This is a genomic window from Paenibacillus sp. NPDC058177, from assembly GCF_042883835.1.
In the GTDB taxonomy this organism is placed as follows: Bacteria; Bacillota; Bacilli; order Paenibacillales; family Paenibacillaceae; genus Paenibacillus_AQ; species Paenibacillus_AQ agri.
Genome location: NZ_JBHVVB010000002.1, coordinates 584,790 through 606,596, shown reverse-complemented (window position 1 = coordinate 606,596; position 21,807 = coordinate 584,790). Strand labels below are relative to the sequence as shown.

At 50.3% G+C, this 21,807-nt stretch carries 18 protein-coding genes; 15 read left to right on the top strand and 3 right to left on the bottom strand.

The genetic code is table 11. The annotated features are described in order from the left end of the window. Positions 1 to 628: 628 nt before the first annotated feature. The gene (locus ACFVU8_RS12770) at positions 629 to 2,104 is read right to left on the bottom strand and encodes a protein adenylyltransferase SelO (protein WP_387427682.1); all 1,476 of its coding nucleotides are present in this window, start codon (positions 2,102 to 2,104) and stop codon (positions 629 to 631) included. A gap of 215 nt (positions 2,105 to 2,319) precedes the next feature. Here ACFVU8_RS12770 and ACFVU8_RS12765 point away from each other — a divergent pair, with 215 nt between their 5' ends. The 7 genes from ACFVU8_RS12765 (at position 2,320) to uxaC (ending at position 11,369) form a co-directional block, all read left to right on the top strand. Then, entirely contained in the window at positions 2,320 to 3,543 is a 1,224-nt protein-coding gene (locus tag ACFVU8_RS12765; RefSeq protein ID WP_387427680.1) for an enolase C-terminal domain-like protein, read from the top strand. A gap of 84 nt (positions 3,544 to 3,627) precedes the next feature. Continuing rightward, entirely contained in the window at positions 3,628 to 4,470 is an 843-nt protein-coding gene (locus ACFVU8_RS12760; protein ID WP_387427678.1) for an NAD-dependent epimerase/dehydratase family protein, read from the top strand. Between the two features lie 258 nt (positions 4,471 to 4,728). Further along, positions 4,729 to 6,420 carry a carbohydrate-binding protein gene (locus ACFVU8_RS12755; protein WP_387427677.1) on the top strand — a complete coding sequence of 564 codons (1,692 nt, stop codon included), beginning with the start codon at positions 4,729 to 4,731 and terminating at the stop codon, positions 6,418 to 6,420. Positions 6,421 to 6,521: 101 nt separating this feature from the next. Continuing rightward, on the top strand, positions 6,522 to 7,844 hold the full coding sequence (locus tag ACFVU8_RS12750) for a family 43 glycosylhydrolase (protein ID WP_387427675.1): 1,323 nt from the start codon (positions 6,522 to 6,524) through the stop codon (positions 7,842 to 7,844). A 219-nt stretch (positions 7,845 to 8,063) separates the two neighbouring features. Next, positions 8,064 to 8,777, top strand: coding sequence for a GntR family transcriptional regulator (locus ACFVU8_RS12745; protein WP_387427674.1), 714 nt, complete (start codon positions 8,064 to 8,066; stop codon positions 8,775 to 8,777). Positions 8,778 to 8,874: 97 nt separating this feature from the next. Continuing rightward, positions 8,875 to 9,927 carry a mannonate dehydratase gene (locus ACFVU8_RS12740; RefSeq protein ID WP_387427672.1) on the top strand — a complete coding sequence of 351 codons (1,053 nt, stop codon included), beginning with the start codon at positions 8,875 to 8,877 and terminating at the stop codon, positions 9,925 to 9,927. A gap of 14 nt (positions 9,928 to 9,941) precedes the next feature. Continuing rightward, positions 9,942 to 11,369 carry a glucuronate isomerase gene (uxaC, locus tag ACFVU8_RS12735; protein WP_387427670.1) on the top strand — a complete coding sequence of 476 codons (1,428 nt, stop codon included), beginning with the start codon at positions 9,942 to 9,944 and terminating at the stop codon, positions 11,367 to 11,369. A 101-nt stretch (positions 11,370 to 11,470) separates the two neighbouring features. Here the strand turns inward: uxaC and ACFVU8_RS12730 are convergent, their stop codons facing one another. Further along, the gene (locus ACFVU8_RS12730) at positions 11,471 to 12,190 is read right to left on the bottom strand and encodes a YebC/PmpR family DNA-binding transcriptional regulator (protein WP_379465898.1); all 720 of its coding nucleotides are present in this window, start codon (positions 12,188 to 12,190) and stop codon (positions 11,471 to 11,473) included. Between the two features lie 205 nt (positions 12,191 to 12,395). Between ACFVU8_RS12730 and ACFVU8_RS12725 the strand changes: the two genes are divergently transcribed. Beyond that, a complete protein-coding gene (locus ACFVU8_RS12725) occupies positions 12,396 to 12,797 on the top strand; it encodes an RrF2 family transcriptional regulator (RefSeq protein ID WP_175370511.1) in 402 nt (133 codons plus the stop codon). 95 nt (positions 12,798 to 12,892) lie between these two features. Here the strand turns inward: ACFVU8_RS12725 and fabV are convergent, their stop codons facing one another. Next, the gene (gene fabV, locus ACFVU8_RS12720; RefSeq protein ID WP_379465897.1) at positions 12,893 to 14,083 is read right to left on the bottom strand and encodes an enoyl-ACP reductase FabV; all 1,191 of its coding nucleotides are present in this window, start codon (positions 14,081 to 14,083) and stop codon (positions 12,893 to 12,895) included. A 167-nt stretch (positions 14,084 to 14,250) separates the two neighbouring features. Here fabV and ACFVU8_RS12715 point away from each other — a divergent pair, with 167 nt between their 5' ends. From ACFVU8_RS12715 to tgt, 7 genes are all read left to right on the top strand, one after another. Beyond that, positions 14,251 to 15,015, top strand: coding sequence for a BofC C-terminal domain-containing protein (locus ACFVU8_RS12715; protein ID WP_387427668.1), 765 nt, complete (start codon positions 14,251 to 14,253; stop codon positions 15,013 to 15,015). Positions 15,016 to 15,296: 281 nt separating this feature from the next. Next, positions 15,297 to 15,800 (top strand): crossover junction endodeoxyribonuclease RuvC, encoded by a 504-nt coding sequence (gene ruvC, locus ACFVU8_RS12710; protein ID WP_379465895.1) that lies wholly within the window; start codon positions 15,297 to 15,299, stop codon positions 15,798 to 15,800. Further along, positions 15,797 to 16,414: a Holliday junction branch migration protein RuvA gene (gene ruvA / locus ACFVU8_RS12705; RefSeq protein WP_387427667.1), complete on the top strand. Its 618-nt coding sequence runs from the start codon at positions 15,797 to 15,799 to the stop codon at positions 16,412 to 16,414. The genes ruvC and ruvA overlap by 4 nt, the downstream gene beginning before the upstream one ends. A gap of 45 nt (positions 16,415 to 16,459) precedes the next feature. After that, on the top strand, positions 16,460 to 17,467 hold the full coding sequence (gene ruvB / locus ACFVU8_RS12700; RefSeq protein WP_175370507.1) for a Holliday junction branch migration DNA helicase RuvB: 1,008 nt from the start codon (positions 16,460 to 16,462) through the stop codon (positions 17,465 to 17,467). Positions 17,468 to 17,500: 33 nt separating this feature from the next. Then, the gene (locus tag ACFVU8_RS12695) at positions 17,501 to 19,606 is read left to right on the top strand and encodes a SpoIID/LytB domain-containing protein (RefSeq protein WP_387427665.1); all 2,106 of its coding nucleotides are present in this window, start codon (positions 17,501 to 17,503) and stop codon (positions 19,604 to 19,606) included. A gap of 9 nt (positions 19,607 to 19,615) precedes the next feature. Continuing rightward, positions 19,616 to 20,644, top strand: coding sequence for a tRNA preQ1(34) S-adenosylmethionine ribosyltransferase-isomerase QueA (queA, locus tag ACFVU8_RS12690; RefSeq protein WP_387427663.1), 1,029 nt, complete (start codon positions 19,616 to 19,618; stop codon positions 20,642 to 20,644). A 16-nt stretch (positions 20,645 to 20,660) separates the two neighbouring features. Continuing rightward, a complete protein-coding gene (tgt, locus tag ACFVU8_RS12685; protein WP_175370530.1) occupies positions 20,661 to 21,800 on the top strand; it encodes a tRNA guanosine(34) transglycosylase Tgt in 1,140 nt (379 codons plus the stop codon). Positions 21,801 to 21,807: the final 7 nt, after the last annotated feature.

Genomic DNA, 21,807 nt, shown 5'->3' with positions numbered 1-21,807 from the left:
TTCAGGCGAGAGTTTCGCTTCTACAGTTCCAACTTCGCCCCTTTGCTCCTTCTAATATTGATCCTCGAAGTGAAATTAACGACATTTTTGTACCTTAAATACTCTGCAGTTAAGGATTTGTGGAGATTAAGTGCAATATTGTACCTTAAATCTTCCATAATGCCTCTTTCCAGCATGCTTTTTCAAAAATAAGATACAAAAATGCACCTATTTCCCTCATTTACCTATATTTAAGGAAATTAAGGTACAAAAATGCCGTTAGTTGGGGGCGGAGGCCCCTTTTTCACTATTAAGAAAGATGGTAAGGGGGAGGGGGAGATTTACGTCCTAAAGCCCCAGCTTCCAAGAGGGGCTACTTTAACCCGCTCCACCGACTCCGGGGATAATTCCACCCGGGATCCGTTTATAGTAACCAGAATAACGCTTAGTCTTCTGTTTGGATTGCCTGCTCTTCTGTATGAATTTTATTTTCACCTAATATAATTAGTATATCTTTTCCACTAAACGTTTGCATTGGAATTTGAGCATCTATAAACTAACGATCAGCTTCAATAGACAAAAAAGGCCGTTTCCTTAAGAAAGGAAAGACGGCCTTCTGGTTTTATTCTATATTTCCCAAAAAGTAAAATCAGGTCCCGCAGTATGTCCGGTAAGGAAGCTCTGATGGATCAGCGGGTTTGCAGTACTTGGCTTGCTCAGGCGTATGGGCAAACGGATCAGAAAGGGTTTCCAGAAGCTGTGTCATGACAGAATAGTCACCGCGCGTCACCGCAGCTTCCAACGCTTCTTCTACTCTGTGATTACGGGGAATGACTGCCGGATTAGTCTTTCGCATCAGTTCTTGGGAAGCGGCGTCTGATTCCGGTTGTCTGCTTTTTCTTGCGTTCCACCGCTCAACCCATTCCCCAAACTCCGTTGTACCAAATAATACGGTATCCTCCAACTTGTCGTTAGTTAACGCCAAAAAGGTATTGGTGTAGTCTGCACCCTGCTTTTGCATCATCCCTAACAAATCTTCGATCAGCGCCTCATCCTGAGACTCTTCATTAAAGAAGCCCAGCTTCGCTCTCATACCGGAAAGCCAATGTTTATCAAAGAGTACAGCGAATTGGGAAATGGCTTCTTCCCCAAGCTTAACGGCTTGCTCCGCATCTTCATGCAGCAGAGGGAGCAGTGTTTCGGCAAATCTGGCCAGATCCCATGCAGCAATATTGGGCTGGTTGCCAAAAGCATAGCGGCCACCGGTGTCAATAGAGCTGAATACAGTGCCGAGATCATAAGTATCCAAGAACGCGCATGGGCCGTAGTCAATAGTTTCGCCGCTAAGAGCTATGTTGTCTGTGTTCATAACCCCGTGGATAAAGCCAACTAGCTGCCATTGCGCAATTAATGAAGCTTGTCGTTGAATGATGCCCTGCAGCAGAGCAAGATAACGGTTCTCTTCCTTTTCCGCTTCAGGGTAGTGTCTATGCAAGGTATAGTCAGCTAATGTGCGGAGATCTTCGATCGTGCCCCATTTTGCAACATATTGAAAGGTACCTACGCGCAGATAGCTGGCTGCAATCCGGGTCAGAACAGCACCTGGCAGCTCGGATTCACGGGTGATATTCTGGCCGGTCGCTACAACTGCCAAACTTCGTGTCGTCGGAATACCGAGTCCGTACATAGCTTCACTGATGATATATTCACGCAGCATCGGTCCGAGTGCGGCCCGCCCGTCTCCTGCGCGGGAGTAGGGGGTTTGGCCTGAGCCTTTAAGTTGAATATCAAACCGTTCCCCGGAAGGAGTGATCTGTTCCCCAAGAAGGAGTGCCCGTCCATCGCCCAGCATGTTGAAACGCCCGAATTGATGTCCGGCGTATGCTTGTGCTAGCGGTGAAGAACCTTCAGGCACCTCATTACCGGCGAGTTCCGCCAGCCCGTCACTGCTCTCCAGATATTCGGAGTTCAAGCCTAAGGATGAGGCCAGCGCATGGTTCACAATGGCCAATTTAGGGTCTCGTACAGGGGTTGGATGCTGTCTGGTAAAAAGCATTTCTGGAAGAGCGGCATAACTGTTATCGAAATTCCATCCGGTTACTTGTACTGCTTTTTTCTCTGCCATTATAGCGCCTTCTCCCCTGAGTATTGGTTTTGGTAATTACGTAAAGAGTGATCTATTTACTTTGAATTTTAACATACAACAAATTCCCAGGTAAAGCCAGAGGGGTGGTTACAGTAGAAAGATAGAAATGGGATGGAAAGTTTAATAATGCCCCGTTTGGATGTGCGGAAGATTGCATTAAAATAGACACGACACAAAAGAGGGATGGTGATCTGATGGCAAAAATTACACGTATCGAATGCATCCGCACCAGGCATGATGGAAGCTGGACGATTGTGAAGGTATCCACGGATCAGGACGGTCTATATGGACTGGGCTCCGCCTCTGATCTCTATAATCCTGAGGCAGTGGTGCAGGTCATTGAGCAATTGTTAGGTCCGCTGATTATTGGGCGAGAGGCTTCCAATATAGAAGACTTGTGGCATCTGATGCATATGAGCGGGTACTGGCGAAACGGGGCAATCCTCAATACCGCTATTGGCGGGATTGATATGGCCTTGTGGGATATCAAGGGTAAGGAAGCAAACCTCCCGGTCTATCAGTTGCTCGGCGGAGCCTGCCGGTCGGCAGTACCATGCTACGGACATGCTGGAGGTGCGGATATCAACGAGCTTAAGGAGGATGTCCAGCGTTTTATAGAAGAAGGCTATACGGTGATTCGTGTTCAAATGGGCGGTTACGGTGGCGGGGGCTTTGTCAGCGGCAAGGAAGCGAAGCTGCCACGCCAGTCCTGGAACAGTGGTCCTGTATTTGATGAACATACGTATCTGAATACCATCCCGGACATGTTCGAGAAGCTGCGTGTGGAGTTCGGCACAGGGATTCAATACACGCATGATGTACATGAACATCTGTCCCCGATTCATGCCATTCAGTTGTCGAAGCGGCTGGAGCCCTACGGATTGTTCTTCCTGGAAGATGCCCTTCCACCGGAACAGATCGGTTGGTATCGGCAACTGCGTCAGCAGAGTGCGACGCCGCAGGCGGTGGGAGAGTTGTTCGTGAATCCGCAGGAATGGACCGGACTGATTCAGGAAAAGCTGATTGATTTTATCCGGGTACGGGTGTCCAAGGCTGGTGGAATTAGTGCCTGCCGCAAGATTGCTGCACTTGGTGAGACCTATGGTGTCCGCACAGCCTGGCAGGAAGGTGGGGAGAATGATCCCGTCAATCAGGCGGCTGCAGTTCACCTGGATATGGCACTTTGGAACTTTGGTATTCAAGAGGTTAACCACTTCAAGGCTCATGAACTGGAGGCTTTCCCGGGACACATCATTAGAGAAGGCGGATATCTGTATCCATCGAATAAACCTGGACTGGGCCTTGATCTGGATGAAGTGAAAGCGCAGGGGCTGTTGGGAGATTTATGGAATGTGAGCCGATATCACCGTCCGTATCCACTGGACCGCAAGGCTGACGGAACATTGGTTCGTCCGTAACCAAGTACAGCAAAGTACACAGATGAGTACAGTACGGTGCATGACCTCAGATATCCAAACACAGTAAAAGGAGGGCTGGAAGAAATGAAAACCATTGCGGTTACAGGCGGAGGCGGTAAGCTTGGATCACAGGTCATCATCAAGCTGCAACAGCAAGGCTACGATGTAGTATCGCTGGACAATCACTTGTCAGACCGGATTCACTGCAGGCAAATCAAGGTGGATCTCAATGATTTTGGACAGGTAGTGGGAGCGCTTGCCGGAGCCGATGCCATCATTCATTTGGCTGCGATTCCTGCGCCGATCCATTTTCCTCATGCCTATATTTTCGCCAATAATACGTTAGCCGGGTACCATGTGCTGGAGGCAGCTTCTTTATTAGGCATTCAAAAAGTGGTCATGGGCTCCAGCGAATCGTCGTATGGATTTGCTTGGGCGCCACAGCCGTTCTCGCCAGATTATTTCCCGGTGGATGAGGGACACCCTCAGCAACCGCAGGAGTGTTATGGGCTCTCCAAGGTTGTCAACGAACTGACCGCGGAGATGTTCCACCGGAAAACCGGGATGCAAGTAATCTCACTGCGGTACTCGATGATTGTCGGCCCGGGAGAGTATCAGCATATGGCTACGAGCAAGCCTGAGACCTTCAAGCAAATTTTGTGGAGCTATATCGATATCAGAGATGCTGTAGATGCTAGTCTGGCAGCTCTTCATACGGATTATGCGGGAGCCATACACCTGAACATTACCGGCAACGATACGTTAAGTGAGTGGAAGACGCAAAAGCTGCTGGAGACCTTTTACCCCGGGGTGACTGATCTGCGGGTTCCTTTCCACAATAGAGAAGCTATCGTCAGTAACAGTCTGGCACAGAAGGTGCTTAATTGGCGTCCCAAGCATTCCTGGAGTGATGCGGAACTAGAGTAGCACTCGTCCAGTTTCTTTTGGAATTCCCTGTTTTGTTTATGATCATCACATGGAGTCTAATAGTGGGAAAGGGTATGCTGTAACTGATAAATCACCTATTTTTGTAAGAAAATGCTGATACGCCTAAAGAGGAGGTGTAGTGAAGGGAAATAACGTCCGCAAGAATAATCCAGAATGTGAGTCCGTTCTCTTTCAAAGCTTGTCTCAGGCCTTATTTGGACAGTAATTAGCAGGAAACCCAAAGAACAGGAGGATCTTATGCTAAATTTTGTGCAAAAAAACAAAAGGTTATTGGCTTTTGCAAGCGCGGCTTTATTGATTCTTACGGTGTGCATTTCCTTTGCTCCTTCCGTCGTCTCGGCGGCTTCGGCGTTTAATCAAACGGCCGCTTCCAGTTACAACAGCCAATCCGGAATCCAGCTGGAGAATTCCACCGAAGGCGGGCAGAATGTTGCTTTTATCGACAATGGGGATTATATCGTCTTCAACAATGTTGATTTTGGAAGCGGTGCCAATTCAATAGATGTTAGAGTTGCCAGCAACAACAGCGGCGGAAATATTGAGGTCCGTCTGGACAGTCTTAACGGAACGCTCGTGGGAACCGTTGCTGTACCCGGTACCGGGGGCTGGCAGTCCTGGGTAACGAAGTCTGGTGCGATCAGCGGTGCCAGCGGTGTGCATACGCTCTATCTTAAATTTACCGGCGGCAGCGGGAATTTATTCAATCTGCTCTGGTTCAAGTTCAACGCGGGCTCCACAGGTGGTGGCGGCGGGGATGTTGTAGGCAAGCTGTATGCAGGATATCAGGGCTGGTTCAACGCAGCAGGTGACGGTTCGCCAAATGGCGGCTGGGTGCACTGGTCCAAGAACAGCAGTGCACCGTCGGCCAGCGGAAATGTGAACTTTGAGCTGTACCCGGATCTTCGTGAATACTCCAAGCTATATCAAACCAGTTTGGCTAATCTCGGCAACGGTACGCCAGCTAAACTGTTCTCCTCCTACGATCAGGAGACGGTCAACAAGCATTTTGAATGGATGCAGAGCTACAATATCGACGGCGCGGCACTGCAGCGGTTCGGCGCTGAAGAGAGTGATACGCCTAATAACTGGAAGACCAACCGTGATAGCGTAGCTGTCAAAGTGAAGAACGCGGCAGAGTTCTACAACCGCAAATTCTACGTCATGTATGACATTACCGGTATGAATGCTAGCAACTGGGTCAATGCAGTCAAGCATGACTGGACGACTAATATCGTCAACAACATGCACCTGCCTTCTTCCTCCGCCTATGCTAAGCAGAACGGCAAGACGGTTGTCTGTATCTGGGGCATCGGCTTCACGGACCGTCCGGGTACTGCGGCAGAGGCGGCTGATCTGATCAGCTGGTTCAAGAACCAGGGCATTTACGTCATTGGTGGCGTGCCTACCTATTGGAGAACCGGGAACAATGACTCCAGATCCGACTTTCTGAACGTGTACAAATCACTGGATATGATCTCGCCGTGGTCTGTGGGACGCTTCGGTATGGATGGAGTGGATAACTTCAAGAATAATCAGCTGCAGCCGGACCTGACCTTTACCCAGCAGAATGGAATTGACTATCAGCCGGTAATGTCACCGGGATTCGCCTGGTCCAATATGACCGGCCAGCAGAAGAATCAGATTCCGCGTGCGCATGGTGATTATATGTGGAAGCAAGCTTACAACATTAAGAGCTTGGGCATCAACACCGGCTATGTAGCTATGTTCGACGAATATGACGAGGGAACTGCCATCGCAAAAGCCGCAGAGAACAACTCGATGATTCCGACCAATCAATACTTCCTGACGCTAGATGCCGATGGTGTGGCTGTATCGGCGGACTTCTATCTCAGACTGAGTGGAGACATCAACCGTTTGCTCAAAGGGCAGATTCCACTGACGGTGAATCATCCTACGAGCCATCAGTAAGTGAACAACAAGGCCTTCGTGGATGCTAGATTTGCACGGCGAAGGCCTTAGCATGAAGCACATATTATATGCAAAAAGTATAACTTCAGGAGGATTTATTTATGACTACTGGCAATCAAGGCTTACAAATTAAACGGCAAAAGACCACATCCCTGAACCCGGCGATTACTTCCATCTATACGGCAGATCCGTCGGCCCATGTATGGAATGATGGCAAAATCTATATTTACGCATCCCATGATATGGACCCGGCCAGAGGCTGTGATCTTATGGACAGATATCATGTATTCTCTTCGGAGGATATGGTCCACTGGGTGGATGAAGGCGAAATCCTCGGCTCGGATGATGTGTCCTGGGGCCGTCCGGAGGGCGGATTCATGTGGGCTCCCGATTGTGCCTACAAGAACGGAACCTATTACTTCTACTATCCGCATCCGAGCGATTCGAACTGGAATGATTCCTGGAAGATCGGAGTTGCTACCAGCGACAAGCCGGCAAGCGGATTTACCGATCAGGGATATGTTCCAGGTCTGGGCGGGTTTGCCTTGATTGACCCGTGTGTGCTCGTGGACGACGACAATAGCGCCTACATGTATTACGGGGGTGGCAGTGTCTGTCTGGGCGGGGAGCTTAATGAGGATATGATATCCCTGAAGGACGGAATGAAGGAAATGGAAGGGTTAGAGGATTTTCATGAAGCGGCGTGGGTCTTTAAAAGAAACGGCCTCTATTACCTGACCTACGCAGACAATTTAGAAGATAACAATCGGATGAGATATGCAACCAGCGAGAACCCGCTTGGACCGTGGACGTACAGAGGTATTTTCCTGGAGCCGACCGGCTGCTCTACAACGCATGGTTCGGTGGTGGAATTCAAAGGACAATGGTATCTGTTCTATCATAATCAGGCGATTTCCGGGCAAGGCAATTTGCGCAGCGTGTGTATCGACTATCTGGATTTTAACGAAGATGGTTCCATCAAGACCGTTGTGCAGACCCTGGAAGGCGTATCATCTGTTGGTCCGGCCCCGGCGGTCAATCCTCAGCAGAAGTCGTATCTGGCAGCGGAGAGTAAGGTGTTCGGCGGTGCGGAAATTCGTAAGCTGGAATCAGATCAGAGCGTGGTGACCGATCTGGAGCGGGAAGGCTCCTACGTGCTGTTCGAAAATGTGGATGGAGGCGAGGGCGGCAGATCATCCATCGAGCTACATTATGCTACTGCTGAACGTCTGGCCAAATTACAGCTGACTGTCAACGACAAGGACTATTCCTTGCTGAATGCTCTGTCTACGGGTGGGCTGCAGGAATTCGGCGGAGTTTCTGATATCACCGTTTATTTGCAGCCGGGAGAAGCCAATACAATCAAACTCTCGGGTGGACATGGCGAAATCAGCCTAGAACGTATCACGGTCAGCCCGCTATAGGATTAAGGTAGACGAATTTCAAAGTTTGCTGCAAGCCCCACAGGAGGTTCCTCCTGCGGGGCTTTTTTGGAGATAAGCATGAGCCCGCTATGAGAACAGTTGGCTAGAATCTGCGAAGATTTGCTATAATGATGTACTGAGTCTTTTAGCCAGATCGGGCTAAGAGAATAAAGAATACTGATTTGTGCAGGTTGATGTAGATGAAGGAGTGTCGTGCTGATGATGAAGATATCCCCAAGATTAGTCGGTGAGAACAATAAAGATTATTCTTATAGAGTTATTCGTGAAAATATGATGTCGCTCACCTTGGCTCCAGGTCAGGTTATCAGCGAGATTGATCTTGCCGATGCGCTGCAGATTTCCCGTACACCGGTCAGGGAAGTGCTGGCGAAGCTGAAGGAGGAGCATCTGATTGATGTAGTTCCGCAAGTTGGCACCTATGTGTCCAAAATCAAGGGCCATCTGATTGAAGAGGCTGCTTTTATGCGTTTTACGCTGGAAAAAGAGGTTCTGCTCCGCTCCTGTCAGTCGTTCCCGGCAGAGGCACTGCTGGAGCTTAAGAAGAATGTCGGGCTGCAGGAGCTGCTGGTCGACAAGAAAGGCAAGGAGCTTGATTTTCATCAACTGGATACGGAATTTCATCAGATTATTTATCGGGGCAATCATTTGGAGAATGTGTGGAAATCCATCACCCGCCTGAGCACTCACTACAATCGCATCAGACTGCTCTCCGAAATGGAGCACAGCTTCGCAGAGGCAGTAACTCAGCATCGCCGGATGATCGGGCTTATCGAACAGGGCCAGACCGAGCAGATTGAGCATGCCGTCAAACAGCATATCCTCGAGCCGATAAACCAATGGGAGGAATTGTACCGGGATGACAGCCGTTTTGCACACTATTTTGACGTCGGTTCCGGGGTCCATATATCTTGAACTATTTTTAGCTGAAGGGCATTTATTATATTGCTCCACCTTATCTTGTATGCTAGTATACAAGTATTCGAATCCGTGCATAAGGAGGCCAATAAAAATGGAAATGTCGTTCCGCTGGTATGGGGAAGAGGACCCCGTCAAGCTGGAGTATATTGCTCAGATTCCGGGGATGAAAGGCATTGTCACCGCAATCTATGATGTGCCGGTAGGTGAAGTGTGGCCGATGGAGAAAATTACGGCTTTGAAGGAGAGAGTCGAGTCTGTAGGTCTGAAGATTTCGGTTATTGAGAGCGTTCCCGTACATGAGGACATTAAGCTGGGTCTGCCTACGCGTGACGTCTACATTGATAATTATAAAGAGACAATCCGCAATTTGGGCCGGGCGGGTATTCCCGTGATCTGCTATAACTTTATGCCAGTGTTCGACTGGACACGTTCGGATCTGTCCTTCGAGCTGCCGGATGGCTCCACGACTCTGATCTATGAGGAAGAAATCATCCGGAGAATGGACCCGAAGCTGGGTGAACTGGCGTTGCCGGGCTGGGATACTTCTTACGGAGAAGGGGGACTTGGGAAGGTTCTGGATCAGTATGAAGAGATGAATGAAGAGAAGCTATGGGAGCATCTCGGCTACTTTATTGAAGGAATTCTACCCGTTGCCGTAGAAAGTCAGGTTAAAATGGCCATTCACCCGGATGATCCGCCATGGTCCATCTTCGGTCTGCCACGCATCATCACGAATAAGGCTAATCTTGAACGGTTTCTGAACCTGTACGATTCCCCGTATCACGGGCTGACGTTATGCTCTGGCTCGTTGGGCTGTGATCCGAACAATGATTTTGTCGATATGGTTAAGTATTTCGGCGGGGTCAAGAACCGGGTGCATTTTGCTCATTTGCGGAATATCAAGATTACGGGTGAGAAGTCATTCCACGAGTCCGGGCATCTATCCGAATGGGGATCACTGGATTTCTATGAGATTGTTAAAGCTTATGTCGAGTATGGTTTTGACGGGCCGTTCCGCTCGGACCATGGTCGCATGATTTGGGGAGAGACGGGAAGAGCAGGGTACGGATTATATGACCGGGCGCTGGGCGCCGTCTATATCAACGGCTTGGCCGAAGCGGTCAAGAAGTCGTTACAATCCTGAAAGGAGAGCAGACGATGACGATGACAGCTTTCATTCATGAGGATTTTCTGCTGCAATCGGAGACGGCCCGAAGACTATACCATGAGTATGCGAAGAAACTGCCCATCATCGATTACCACTGCCATCTGGACCCCAAGGCGATTGCGGAGAATGCGCGTTTTGAGAGTATTACGGACATTTGGCTGGGCGGGGATCATTATAAATGGCGAGCCTTAAGAACCTATGGTATCGATGAAAAATATATCACCGGGGATGCTTCTCCTGAAGAGAAATTCGCCAAATGGAGCGAGGTGCTGCCCTTTACCATCGGAAACCCGTTGTTTCACTGGTCGGCCCTGGAGCTAAAAACCTACTTTGGCGTGGACGATTTGTTGACGGCGGACAATTGGGAGGAGATCTACAGGAAGTGCAATGAGGTCATCGCTCAGCCTGACTTCACCACCCAAGAGCTGATTACCCGTTCCAATGTAAAATGGATCTGCACCACCGATGATCCGGCGGATGATTTACGCTATCACCGGCAGATTGCGGAGCAGAAGGATTTCAAAACCGCCGTTACGCCTACATTCCGGCCAGATAAAGCACTGCAAATCGGTTCCCCCGGCTTCTTGGATTATATAGGGGTGCTGGAGCAGGCAGTAGGGTATCCTATTCAGTCCTATGCGTTAATTGAACAAGCCTTACTGGAACGTATAGAGTATTTCAACCAGTTCGGCTGTATGATCTCTGATCATGGCTTTACCCACTTGCCGTATGCCGAGGCCTCGGCTGAGGAGCTAGAGTCTATTTTCTCCAAACGTTTGCAAGGTGAGCCTCTGAGCAGCCTGGAGTGTGACCAATATGCTACGTCGCTGTTTCTGGCGATGGGCCGGAAGTATGCACAGTTCGGCTGGGCGATGCAGCTGCATATTGGCGCGATCCGTAATCCCAATACCCGGATGTTTCGACAATTAGGGCCTGACACCGGGTTCGACACAATAGGCGACAACAACTATGCCGATAATCTCTACAGATTGCTGGATGGATTGGAACAGAGTAATGAATTGCCGAAAACTATTCTGTACAACCTGAACCCGGTCCATAATGATGTACTGGCTGCGATGATCGGATCGTTCCAGCAGAGCGGCATCCGAGGCAAAATCCAGTTCGGCTCCGGTTGGTGGTACAACGACCAGAAGGAAGGGATGACCAAACAGCTGACGGCTTTGTCCAATCTGGGCCAGCTCAGCTGCTTTATCGGTATGCTGACGGACTCGCGCTCCTTCCTATCGTATACTCGTCATGAATACTTCCGCCGTATCCTGTGCAACATCCTGGGAGGCTGGGTAGAGAACGGCGAAGTGCCGAATGACATCCCGTTCCTGGGCCGCATTGTCGAGGATATTTGCTATAACAATGCCGATGTCTATTTTGGGTTGGAGGAGCATGCTTTAAAGAAATAGATGCTCTTTATCAATTATTATCCACTACCATGTGTATAAAAAACAGGCTAAGAAACCGCCGTTCAGCGGTTTCTTAGCCTGTTCTAATGTATAGTGTGATTCTATTCCTCGGAATCTACGTTATGATAGACTTGCTGAACATCATCGAGATCTTCCAGCGCGTCGATCATTTTGTTGAATTGAGCCTCGGCATCGGCTGGCAGCTCAACATAGTTCTGAGCCAGCATCGTGATTTCGGCAACCGTAAATTCGGTAATGCCGGCGTCCTTCAGCGCGGTTTGCACCGCGTGGAATTGGTCGGGAGCAGCGTATACGATCACAGCTTCCTCTTCTTCCAGGATATCGCGGGCATCAACGTCTGCTTCCATCAGCAGCTCAAGGACTTCTTCGGCGGTTTTGCCGGTCAGTCCGATTACTGCGGTTTCATCAAACATATAGTTAACGGAACCGGCTACCCCAAGGTTGCCACCGTTCTTGCTGAACGCTGCCCGTACTTCAGAAGCGGTGCGGTTCACGTTATTGGTCAGTGCATCGACAATGACCATGGAGCCGTTCGGGCCAAAGCCTTCATAGCGGAGCTCGTCATAGTTCTCATCGGAACCGCCTTTGGCTTTTTCAATCGCACGGTCAATTATGGCTTTGGGAACATTATAGGTCTTGGCACGCTCAAGGACGAATTTCAGAGCCTGATTGGATTCAGGGTCCGGCTCGCCTTGTTTGGCTACTACATAAATTTCGCGGCCAAATCTAGCATATATACGACTTGTATTGGCATCCTTGGATGCTTTTTTCTCTTTAATATTATTCCACTTACGTCCCATAGTTTTCGCTCTCTTTCAACATTGAATGTGCATCACTATCTTTTATTATATCTCTTTCAGGGGGGCATGATCAAATATTCTAAGCCGTTTATGGGCAAAAAAATTCATTGAATAAGGAGCTGACCTGGCAAAGCTGGCTCTCATGTTGACCCCTTACTGATTCGGCGTTATTATAGACGAACAAAGTCTGTAATTGAGGTGTTACATGAAATACTCAAAAGCTACCAATTACGCGCTGCATACGATGTTGTTTATGATGGCGGCAGGCACGGATAAACCCGTGGGCGTCCAACAGCTTGCAGAAAGACAAGGCGTGTCCCCTACGTATCTGTCCAAAATCTTGACCAAGCTGGTTAAAGGCGGTCTTATCGAATCCGCTTCCGGAGCGAACGGAGGTTATCGTCTTAAGCGCAAGAAGGAAGATATCTCATTCCTTGACGTGATTCATGCTATTGAAGGCACGGCTTCCTTGTTCGAATGCAGTCTTGACCATTCCTCGGAATGCCTGATTCAACAGGTGATGGTGGAGGGAGAACAGAAGATGGAGCAGCATTTGCAGAGTCAGAAGCTGTCCACGTTGGCTGAGAAAATAACTGTCGTTCTATAAAAAGCAAGTGCTGACAACGGTACGTTGCTGTAGACTTCCTCATCAAAAAGAGTCCAGCCTGATTATCCAGGCTGGACTCTTTATTTTTTAGCGGATTAATATGAATTTGGCAGCTCTACAGCAGGATCTGACTCAGCGTCATAGTCCACGCCTTCGGTCTGGAAACCGAACAGGTTAAAGAAATCCTCGCGGTAGCCTTCAAGATCAGCAAGTTCAGACACATTAGCAGTCTCAAGCTTGTTCCAGCGGTCCATAACTTCCTTCTGTACATCTTCACGCATTTCCCAATCGTCAATACGGATCAGCGTGCTGCCGTCGGCAGTGGCCGGACCTTCACCATACAAGCGGTCGGAGAACAGGCGATAGATCTGCTCGATGCAGTTCTCGTGAATTCCTTTTTCCTTCATTACTTTGTACAGTGCGGAAATGTACAGTGGAACGACAGGAATAGCCGAGCTGGATTGAGTAACCAGCGCTTTATTCACGGATACGAAGGCACGACCGCCTTTAGCTCCGAGTTGCTCATTCAGCTTGACTGCCGTTTGCTCCAGATCATTTTTGGCCTTACCGATCGTTCCTTCACGGTAAATAGCGTGAGTAACTTCTGGTCCAATGTAAGAGTAGGCCACCGTTGTAGCGCCATCTGCAAGCACACCGGCTTTTGACAGCTCATCAATCCACATGCTCCAGTCCTCGCCGCCCATAACGGCAATCGTCTGACGAACTTCTTCTTCTGTAGCCGGCTCGATCGTTGTATCGGATACTTCACCGGTATGGAAGTTCATAGTTTTGTTGCTGTATGCTGTGCCGATTGGCTTAATTACTGAGGAGAAGGTCTCTCCGGTAACCGGATGCGTGCGACGCGGGGAAGCCACACTATAAATAACAAGGTCTACGTTCTTAAATTCGTTTTTGATCAGCTCAATGGTTTTTTCCTTGATGCCATCGGAGAAAGCATCGCCGACAATGCTGAAGGATTTCAGCCCGAGTTCGTTAGCCTGCTCCTCAAAAGCTGCTGAATTGTACCAGCCTGCGGAGGCTGTACGCGAGCCTTCAGCCGGTCTGTCGAAGAAAACTCCGATCGTGTTGGCGCCTGCACCAAAAGCTGCGGCAATCCGCGAGGCCAGGCCATAACCAGTCGAAGCACCGATCACAAGCACATTGGCTGGGCCGGAGATTTTCTTCTGGGACTGTACATACTTAATTTGCTTCTCTATTTGTTTGGCGCATCCTTCGGGATGGGCTGTTGTGCATATAAAACCGCGTGTTTTTGGTTGGATAATCATCAAGGAATTCCCCTTTGTAAATAAATTTAAGCCTGCAATCAATCAGTAAGAGTATAGCAAACAATATTTAGTAATTCAAAGCATTTGCACAGCACGGCATTCCCAATCATGCATAAAGGCTTCCTTCACAGGTCACAATAGGAAAAAACCAGAATGAAGGGATTAACGTGAATGCTTCTCGCTTGAAAAAACAGCTTTGGCGTAGATGGAGACGTTGGAAAAAGGCATTGTGGGTAGGAGCGGCCTGTGTCGCTATAACGATATTGGCTTGGCGCGGAATGCAGCTTCCCGGCGAAATGAGCGAACTGCTGGAGGAACCATCGGCTTCTGTAGCGGATTCTTTGGAGCGTCTGCGCGGTACGGTTGAGAACGGGGAACATTCCGGAGAGGAGCCGGTAACGGCAGTTTTTCAGGAAGGAGATGGCGATGAAGAGGGGGGCTACAGTCCGCGGCGCGAGCAAGTTCTCCAAACGATACAGCAGAGTGGAATCAGCAGGACGGTTCATCTGAAGATCAGCTATGTATCCGGTGAGGAGATTCAGAATCTACCCGGCCAGATGAACCCGGTTCAGCTTAAAGAACTGATCGCCAAGCATCCATCCTGGGAGGCCAGAATCAGTGCTGCCGGAGATCTTTGGCTGGAAAAGAGAATCGCTGACCTGTCACCAGCCGTCAAGAAAGAAGCCTACTTTGGCGTGGACGAGCATGGCAACTTAACGCTGTTCAAGGGTCCTCCAGGCCAGGATGAGGTTCTGAAGACTTTTTTTCAAATGGATATGGGTTCCATGAAATCCTCTTTGCCGGAGGACATCTGGAGGCAGCTGCAGGATGGAATTCGGGTGCAGGACATCGAAGAGTATAACAGTGTGCTGTCCACCTTCAGTGATTACGCACGGGATAATTCGGAGCAGGTTATGCAAAATAAGGAATAAGTGAGAGCTTCTGTTCTGGCGGAGTTGTTAAATAGGAAGTACTGTATTGAGGCCTGGGGTGATACCCGCAGGTCTTTTTTGCTGTGTGTTCCCGTCAATTTGCGCGGCAATCACCCCCTTGTATAGGGCCGAAAGACCCCTTTTCTGGGAGCAGGGAAACTTTCTCCTCACCGCGGAGTCTATTTTTGCTATAATGGTTAGAAGGAATACATATGTTCGCTTTAGTGCTGGAGCCGAGGGACGGAGCCCGGCTTCTTATTGACCATAGAGGAGAGAGAAGTGTGCGCATATTAGGAATTGACCCGGGGCTCGCTATTGTCGGCTTCGGCTTTGTGGATAAGGAAGGCCATAAGGTGACGCCCGTGCAATACGGCTGTATCCAGACAGAGGCGCATACGCCGGAAGAAGAGCGGCTGCTGCATGTCTACGAGGGTATTACTCAGCTTATGGAGAAATACAAGCCTGATGCGGTGGCACTGGAGAAGCTGTTTTTCGCCCGCAACGTAACCACTGCATTGCCCGTCGCGCAGGCCCGTGGAGTGATGGTCCTGGCGGCGATTCAGCGTGGGCTCCCTATAGCGGAATATACGCCGATGCAGGTTAAGCAAGCAATCGTAGGCTATGGTAAGGCAGAGAAGCGCCAAGTACAAGAGATGGTGAAGATGTTCCTGAAGCTGACCGCGATTCCTAAGCCCGATGACGTGGCGGACGCGTTGGCGGTTGCTGTATGTCATGCCCACTCTTACAGTCTTAATTCCAAATTAAATGAGGTATTGCGAAAATGATAGATTTCTTAAGAGGTCCGGTTGTATACCTGGAATCCGAATATGTGGTGTTGGATGTGCAGGGGGTGGGATACCGCGTGTTCTGCCCGAATCCCTATGCTTTTGCCAAGACAGAGGGACCTGTAACGATCTTTATTCATTATGTGACCCGTGAGGATGCTACCCTGCTGTTCGGTTTCTCTACCCGTGAAGAGCAGCGGCTGTTCCGTAAGCTGATTGAGGTATCTGGTATTGGCCCGCGTGTGGCGCTTGGCATTCTGACAGGGGGTACCCCGGATCAGCTAATTTCAGCGATTTACCAGGAGAATATTACGTTCCTAACGAAGCTGCCAGGGATCGGGAAGAAGACGGCACAGCGCATGATCCTTGATCTGAAGGATAAGCTGGATGGACTTAGCATGGCTTCCATGCAGACAGGTCTCTTTGCGGTTCCGCAGGAAGAAGGCAGCGATGCCTTGCCGTGGGACGAGGCCAGAGACGGCTTGAAGGTACTTGGCTATACCGAGAGCGAGTTGGACCGTGTATGGTTAGCCCTGAAGAAAGAGGGATCCGATACGGGAAGTGTCGATGTATTGATGAAAAAGGCGCTGAAGCTGCTGTACGTGGCGAAGTAAAGCCTGCCTGCGGGCATCTTTTAAAGAACTGGAAGTGATGAGAGAATGGACGACCGGATCATATCTGCCAATCTGATGATGGAAGAACAGGCTGTGGAGCTGAGCCTGCGCCCCCGTTATCTGGCTGAATATATCGGACAGGGTCAGGTTAAGGAGAACCTGAAGATCTATATTGAGGCGGCCAAGATGAGAAACGAGGCGCTGGACCACGTGCTGCTCTATGGCCCGCCGGGTCTTGGTAAGACGACATTGGCGAACATTATTGCTAACGAGTTGGGTGTGAACTTGCGGACAACCTCAGGACCAGCGATTGAGCGGCCGGGAGATTTGGCCGCGCTGCTGACCAATCTGCAGGAGGGCGATGTGCTGTTCATTGATGAAATTCATCGTCTGCATCGCACGGTGGAGGAGGTTATGTATCCAGCTATGGAGGACTTTGCGCTGGATATTATGATCGGCAAAGGACCAAGTGCGCGTTCCGTGCGTCTGGACCTGCCTCCGTTCACGCTGATCGGCGCGACTACGCGGGCAGGACTATTGTCTGCGCCGCTGCGCGACCGTTTCGGCGTGGTCAGCCGGCTTGAATTCTATTCCATCGATGAGCTGAGCTTTATCGTCTCCCGCAATGCGGATCTGCTGGGTATTGAGATTCAGGGAGAAGCTGCTGAGGAAGTGGCCCTGCGGGCACGCGGAACACCGCGGATTGCCAACCGTCTGCTGAAGCGCGTCCGTGATTTTGCCCAGGTGCGCGGCGACGGAATTATTACACCTGACATTGCGGCTGAAGCCCTTCGTATGCTTCAAGTCGACCCGCGTGGACTGGACAGCATTGACCATAAGATGATTCACTCTATGATTACGAGTTTCCGCGGCGGTCCTGTTGGACTTGATACCATAGCCGCTACTATTGGAGAAGAAAGTCAGACCATAGAGGATGTATATGAGCCTTACCTGCTGCAGATTGGCTTTCTGCAACGGACGCCACGCGGCAGGATTGTCACGCCGGCTGCCTATCATCATTTGGGCATTCCGCTCCCTCCGGAGCAATCATGAGTAATTAATTCCCTGTACGAAGGAGGATGCTGAATGAAGCATGGAACAAGGAAATTCTCAGCGCTGAAGGTGCTGGGCCGGGGAATGCTGGTGTCAGCACTGGCTGCGGGAAGCTTCCTGATCCCTGCCGGGAGCAGTGAGGCTGCACCCGGTGCAACAATTCGTGTAGCACTGTACGCCGATATCGGCAGCAAATATAAATCTACGGTGGCGGCGGCAACGCTGCAGTCAGACCAAAGTTTTAATCTTGTAACCTCGCAAGGGGGCGGGGCACCGCTCGCGACTGTTCCGGCCAAGAGCAGTATTCGTGTCAGCCTGGACGGCTTTCGGGTGAAAGTGCTGGAAACCCCGTCTTGGCAGGCGGCAGCCGATGCGGCCAAGAAGCTGCAATCAACTTCTGACAAGCCTCAGCTGTTTGTTGTGACGAGAAATGGTTCCAGCCTGTATCAGCTGTACACCGGAGTATATGCCAGTGAAAATGCAGCCAAGGATGGATTGTCCAGAGTGACTAAAGCTGGATTGTCCATTCCGCCAGGGCAGACACCGGCAGTGACAGGCACCAAGCATTTGTCGGCTGGTTCCTTTGCGACCCAGGACGAGGCCGATGCGGTGATTGCCAGTTTGGCAGCGGCGGGATTCGATGCCTGGCCGGTATTGTCATCGGCTCAAGACGGCAGCTCACGGGTCGAGGTCTGGGTTGGAGAAGCTGTAAATGATACAAGTCTGGCGGCGTTGGCTGCTGCGGTGAATGTGGCGCTGCCACAGATTACGTTGTCCACCAGTGCAGTCTCAACAGCCGGATTAATCGTGCGCAGTGATGCAGGCCTGGATCTTACCAATGCGGGACAAGTTCCCCACTATGTTGTGTACGGTAGCGGAGCCAAATTCCTTGCTACTGGCAATGATGCTGGCATCCAGCTTGTAGAGCGCTCCAAACGTGTGTACCGGGGTAATCTGGAGCTTAGTGGATTGAACGGATCGCTCGCAGTGATTAATGAAGTGTCACTGGAACAATATTTGTATGCTGTTGTTGGCGGAGAAGTCTCTTCAAGCTGGCCGGAAGAGGCTCTGAAGGCGCAGGCTGTTGCAGCCCGCAGCTATGCTCTGGCCCAAGGCAACAAATTTGACGTGGCGAATGTGGTGGACACCACACTGAGCCAGGTATACAACGGAATTGGGGCTGAGGCACCGGCCATCACCAAAGCGGTAGACGCAACAGCTGGTGAAGTGTTGAAGAACGGCGCGCAGATTGTAGAAGCCCTATTCTCCTCCAACAGCGGCGGTGTAACGGCTGATCCTTCCGAGGTGTGGGGGAACGGCAGTGACGTGTTTGTCAGTGTGCCGAGCAAGGAAGACGTTGCATCCGTAGCGTCCAAACAGTGGTATTATGTTCTGCTGCCCAATGGAACCGCTGGGTATGCCCGGGAAGACAATATCAAATTAACGGGAAGCAAAACGGCAGCTGGACTTGATTTGGCTACAGCGACCACGAAGGACGTGAACATTCGTCCCCTGCCGATCATCCAAAGTGATGCTAATCCGGTAGGCAAGCTGAACCCGGGAGACAATGCTGTGGTGCTGGACAAGGTGTATGAATCCGGCAGCTACTCATGGGTGAAGGGCCCTTATTCTTCGGCTGATTTGTTGAAGAGCCTGCAAGGCAAGACAAGCAATGCGCTTCCTTCGTTAATCATTAGTCTTCAGGTAACTCAGCGCGGTCCTTCGGGAAGAGCTACTGAGGTGAAGGCTAATGGCGAGATTCTGAAGGTGAAATATCCGGATCTGTTCCGTTCGGCATTCAACGGATTGCCTAGCACATTGTTTGATATTGTGCCAACCGGCAGTTATACTGTACTAGGCGCTGACGGCTCAGTCTCTACCGTAGGTAGTGGAAGCAATGCTGGTGTTCTATCCGCAAATGGAAAAGTAACGTCTTCCGCCACCGGTACGGTGGTTATGGGCGGCGATGCCAAAGCTAGAGTAGTTACTGGCGGGTCTGGCTTCCTGTTCATCGGCCAAGGCTTTGGCCACGGTATGGGCATGTCCCAGTGGGGCGTGAAGGGGATGGCTGACAGCGGGTATGATTACAAGCAAATATTGCAACACTATTATCGTAACGTTACTATAGTTAAGGAATGAAGACGCACAATGAATGTAGAAGATTATGATTTTAATCTGCCTGAAGAGCTGATTGCCCAGACTCCGCTGCTTGACCGTAGTGCCTCGCGGCTGCTGCTGGTCAACAGGGAGACAGGTGAGACAGATCACCGGCATTTTAGCGATATGATCGAATATTTGCAGCCGGGAGATACACTGGTTCTGAATGATACCAGAGTCATTCCGGCCCGTCTGTTTGGTGTTAAGGAAGACACCGGGGCAAAGGCAGAAGTGCTTCTGCTGAAGAACCTCGGGGAGGATCGCTGGGAAGCATTGGTGAAGCCCGGCAAAAAGCTGAAGAGCGGGGCAGTTATCGTATTCAGCGATGAACTGCGGGCAGTAGTGGAAGACGAGTCTGAGATGGGCGGACGGACACTCCGCTTCATTTATAAAGGGATCTTTCAGGAGATTCTCGACAGGCTGGGAATGATGCCGCTTCCACCGTATATCAAGGAGACGCTGGATGACCGTGAGCGGTATCAGACAGTGTATGCCAAGCATGAAGGTTCAGCGGCTGCGCCAACGGCAGGTCTGCATTTTACCACCAGCCTACTGGAGCAGATTGCAGCCAAAGGTGTATCCATTGCCTACATTACGCTGCATGTTGGACTGGGCACATTCCGTCCGATGTCTGTAGAGAAGGTCGAGGAGCATGTCATGCATGCCGAGTACTTCGTCATGTCGCAGGAGACAGCAGATACACTGAATGCTGCTCGGGAGCGCGGGGGACGAATTATAGCTGTAGGTACGACCTCTTGCCGTACACTGGAGACAGTTGGGCGGCAGTGTCAGGGGGGACCGCTAACAGCATGCAGCGGATGGACAGATATTTTCATTTATCCAGGTTATCAATTCAATGTCGTTAATGCACTAATCACGAACTTTCACCTCCCTAAATCAACACTGGTGATGCTAGTCAGCGCATTGGCAGGTCGTGAGCATATTCTGGCCGCCTATGAAGAGGCGATTGCCGAGAGATACCGGTTTTTCAGTTTTGGAGACGCGATGTTTATTTATTAAGTAAGAGGATGGGTTAATCATGGCAGCAATTACGTATGAGCACATCAAAACGTGCAAGCAATCCGGCGCAAGACTCGGAAGAGTCCACACGCCTCACGGTGTCATTGAGACACCAACATTTATGCCTGTAGGCACCCAAGCTACAGTAAAGACAATGAGTCCAGAAGAGTTGAAGCAAATGGATGCTCAAATTATTTTGAGCAATACCTACCATTTGTTCCTGCGCCCGGGCCACGATATTATTCGTGAAGCTGGTGGTCTGCACAAGTTCATGAACTGGGATCGCCCGATTCTGACCGACAGCGGCGGGTTTCAGGTCTTCTCGTTAAGCGACATGCGCAAAATCACCGAGGAAGGCGTACAATTCCGTTCCCACTTGAATGGAGACAAGAAATTCCTCTCTCCTGAGGTGGCGATGGAAATTCAAAATGCGCTTGGTTCGGACATTATGATGGCATTCGATGAATGCCCGCCATTCCCGGCGGAATACGATTATGTTAAAAAATCGCTCGAGCGGACTACCCGCTGGGCAGAACGTTGCCTCAAGAGCCATGCTCGTCCTCAGGACCAAGGGCTGTTCGCCATCGTACAGGGAGGCATGTATGAAGATCTGCGTCGCCAGAGCGCCGCTGATTTGACTTCCATGGATTTCCCGGGGTATGCTATTGGGGGGCTCAGCGTCGGAGAGTCCAAGCAGCTAATGTATGAAGTGCTGGATTACACAGTTCCGCTGCTGCCGCAAGGGAAACCCCGCTATTTGATGGGTGTGGGTTCGCCGGATGCGCTCTTGGAAGGTGCGATCCGGGGTGTGGACATGTTCGACTGTGTTCTGCCAACCCGTATAGCCCGCAACGGAACAACGATGACCAGCCAAGGAAGACTCGTTGTACGCAACGCTCAGTATGCCCGTGATTTTGGGCCGCTGGATCCCGAGTGTAACTGTTACACCTGCCAGAATTATTCCCGCGCTTATTTGCGCCATTTGATTAAGGCAGACGAAACGTTCGGATTGCGGTTAACGACATACCATAACTTGCACTTCCTGTTGGAACTGATGCGTAAAGTGCGTGAAGCCATCAGAGAAGATCGGCTGCTTGATTTTCGCGATGAGTTTTTTGCACAATACGGCTTAAACGATAATCTTAAAGGCTTCTAGAAACGGA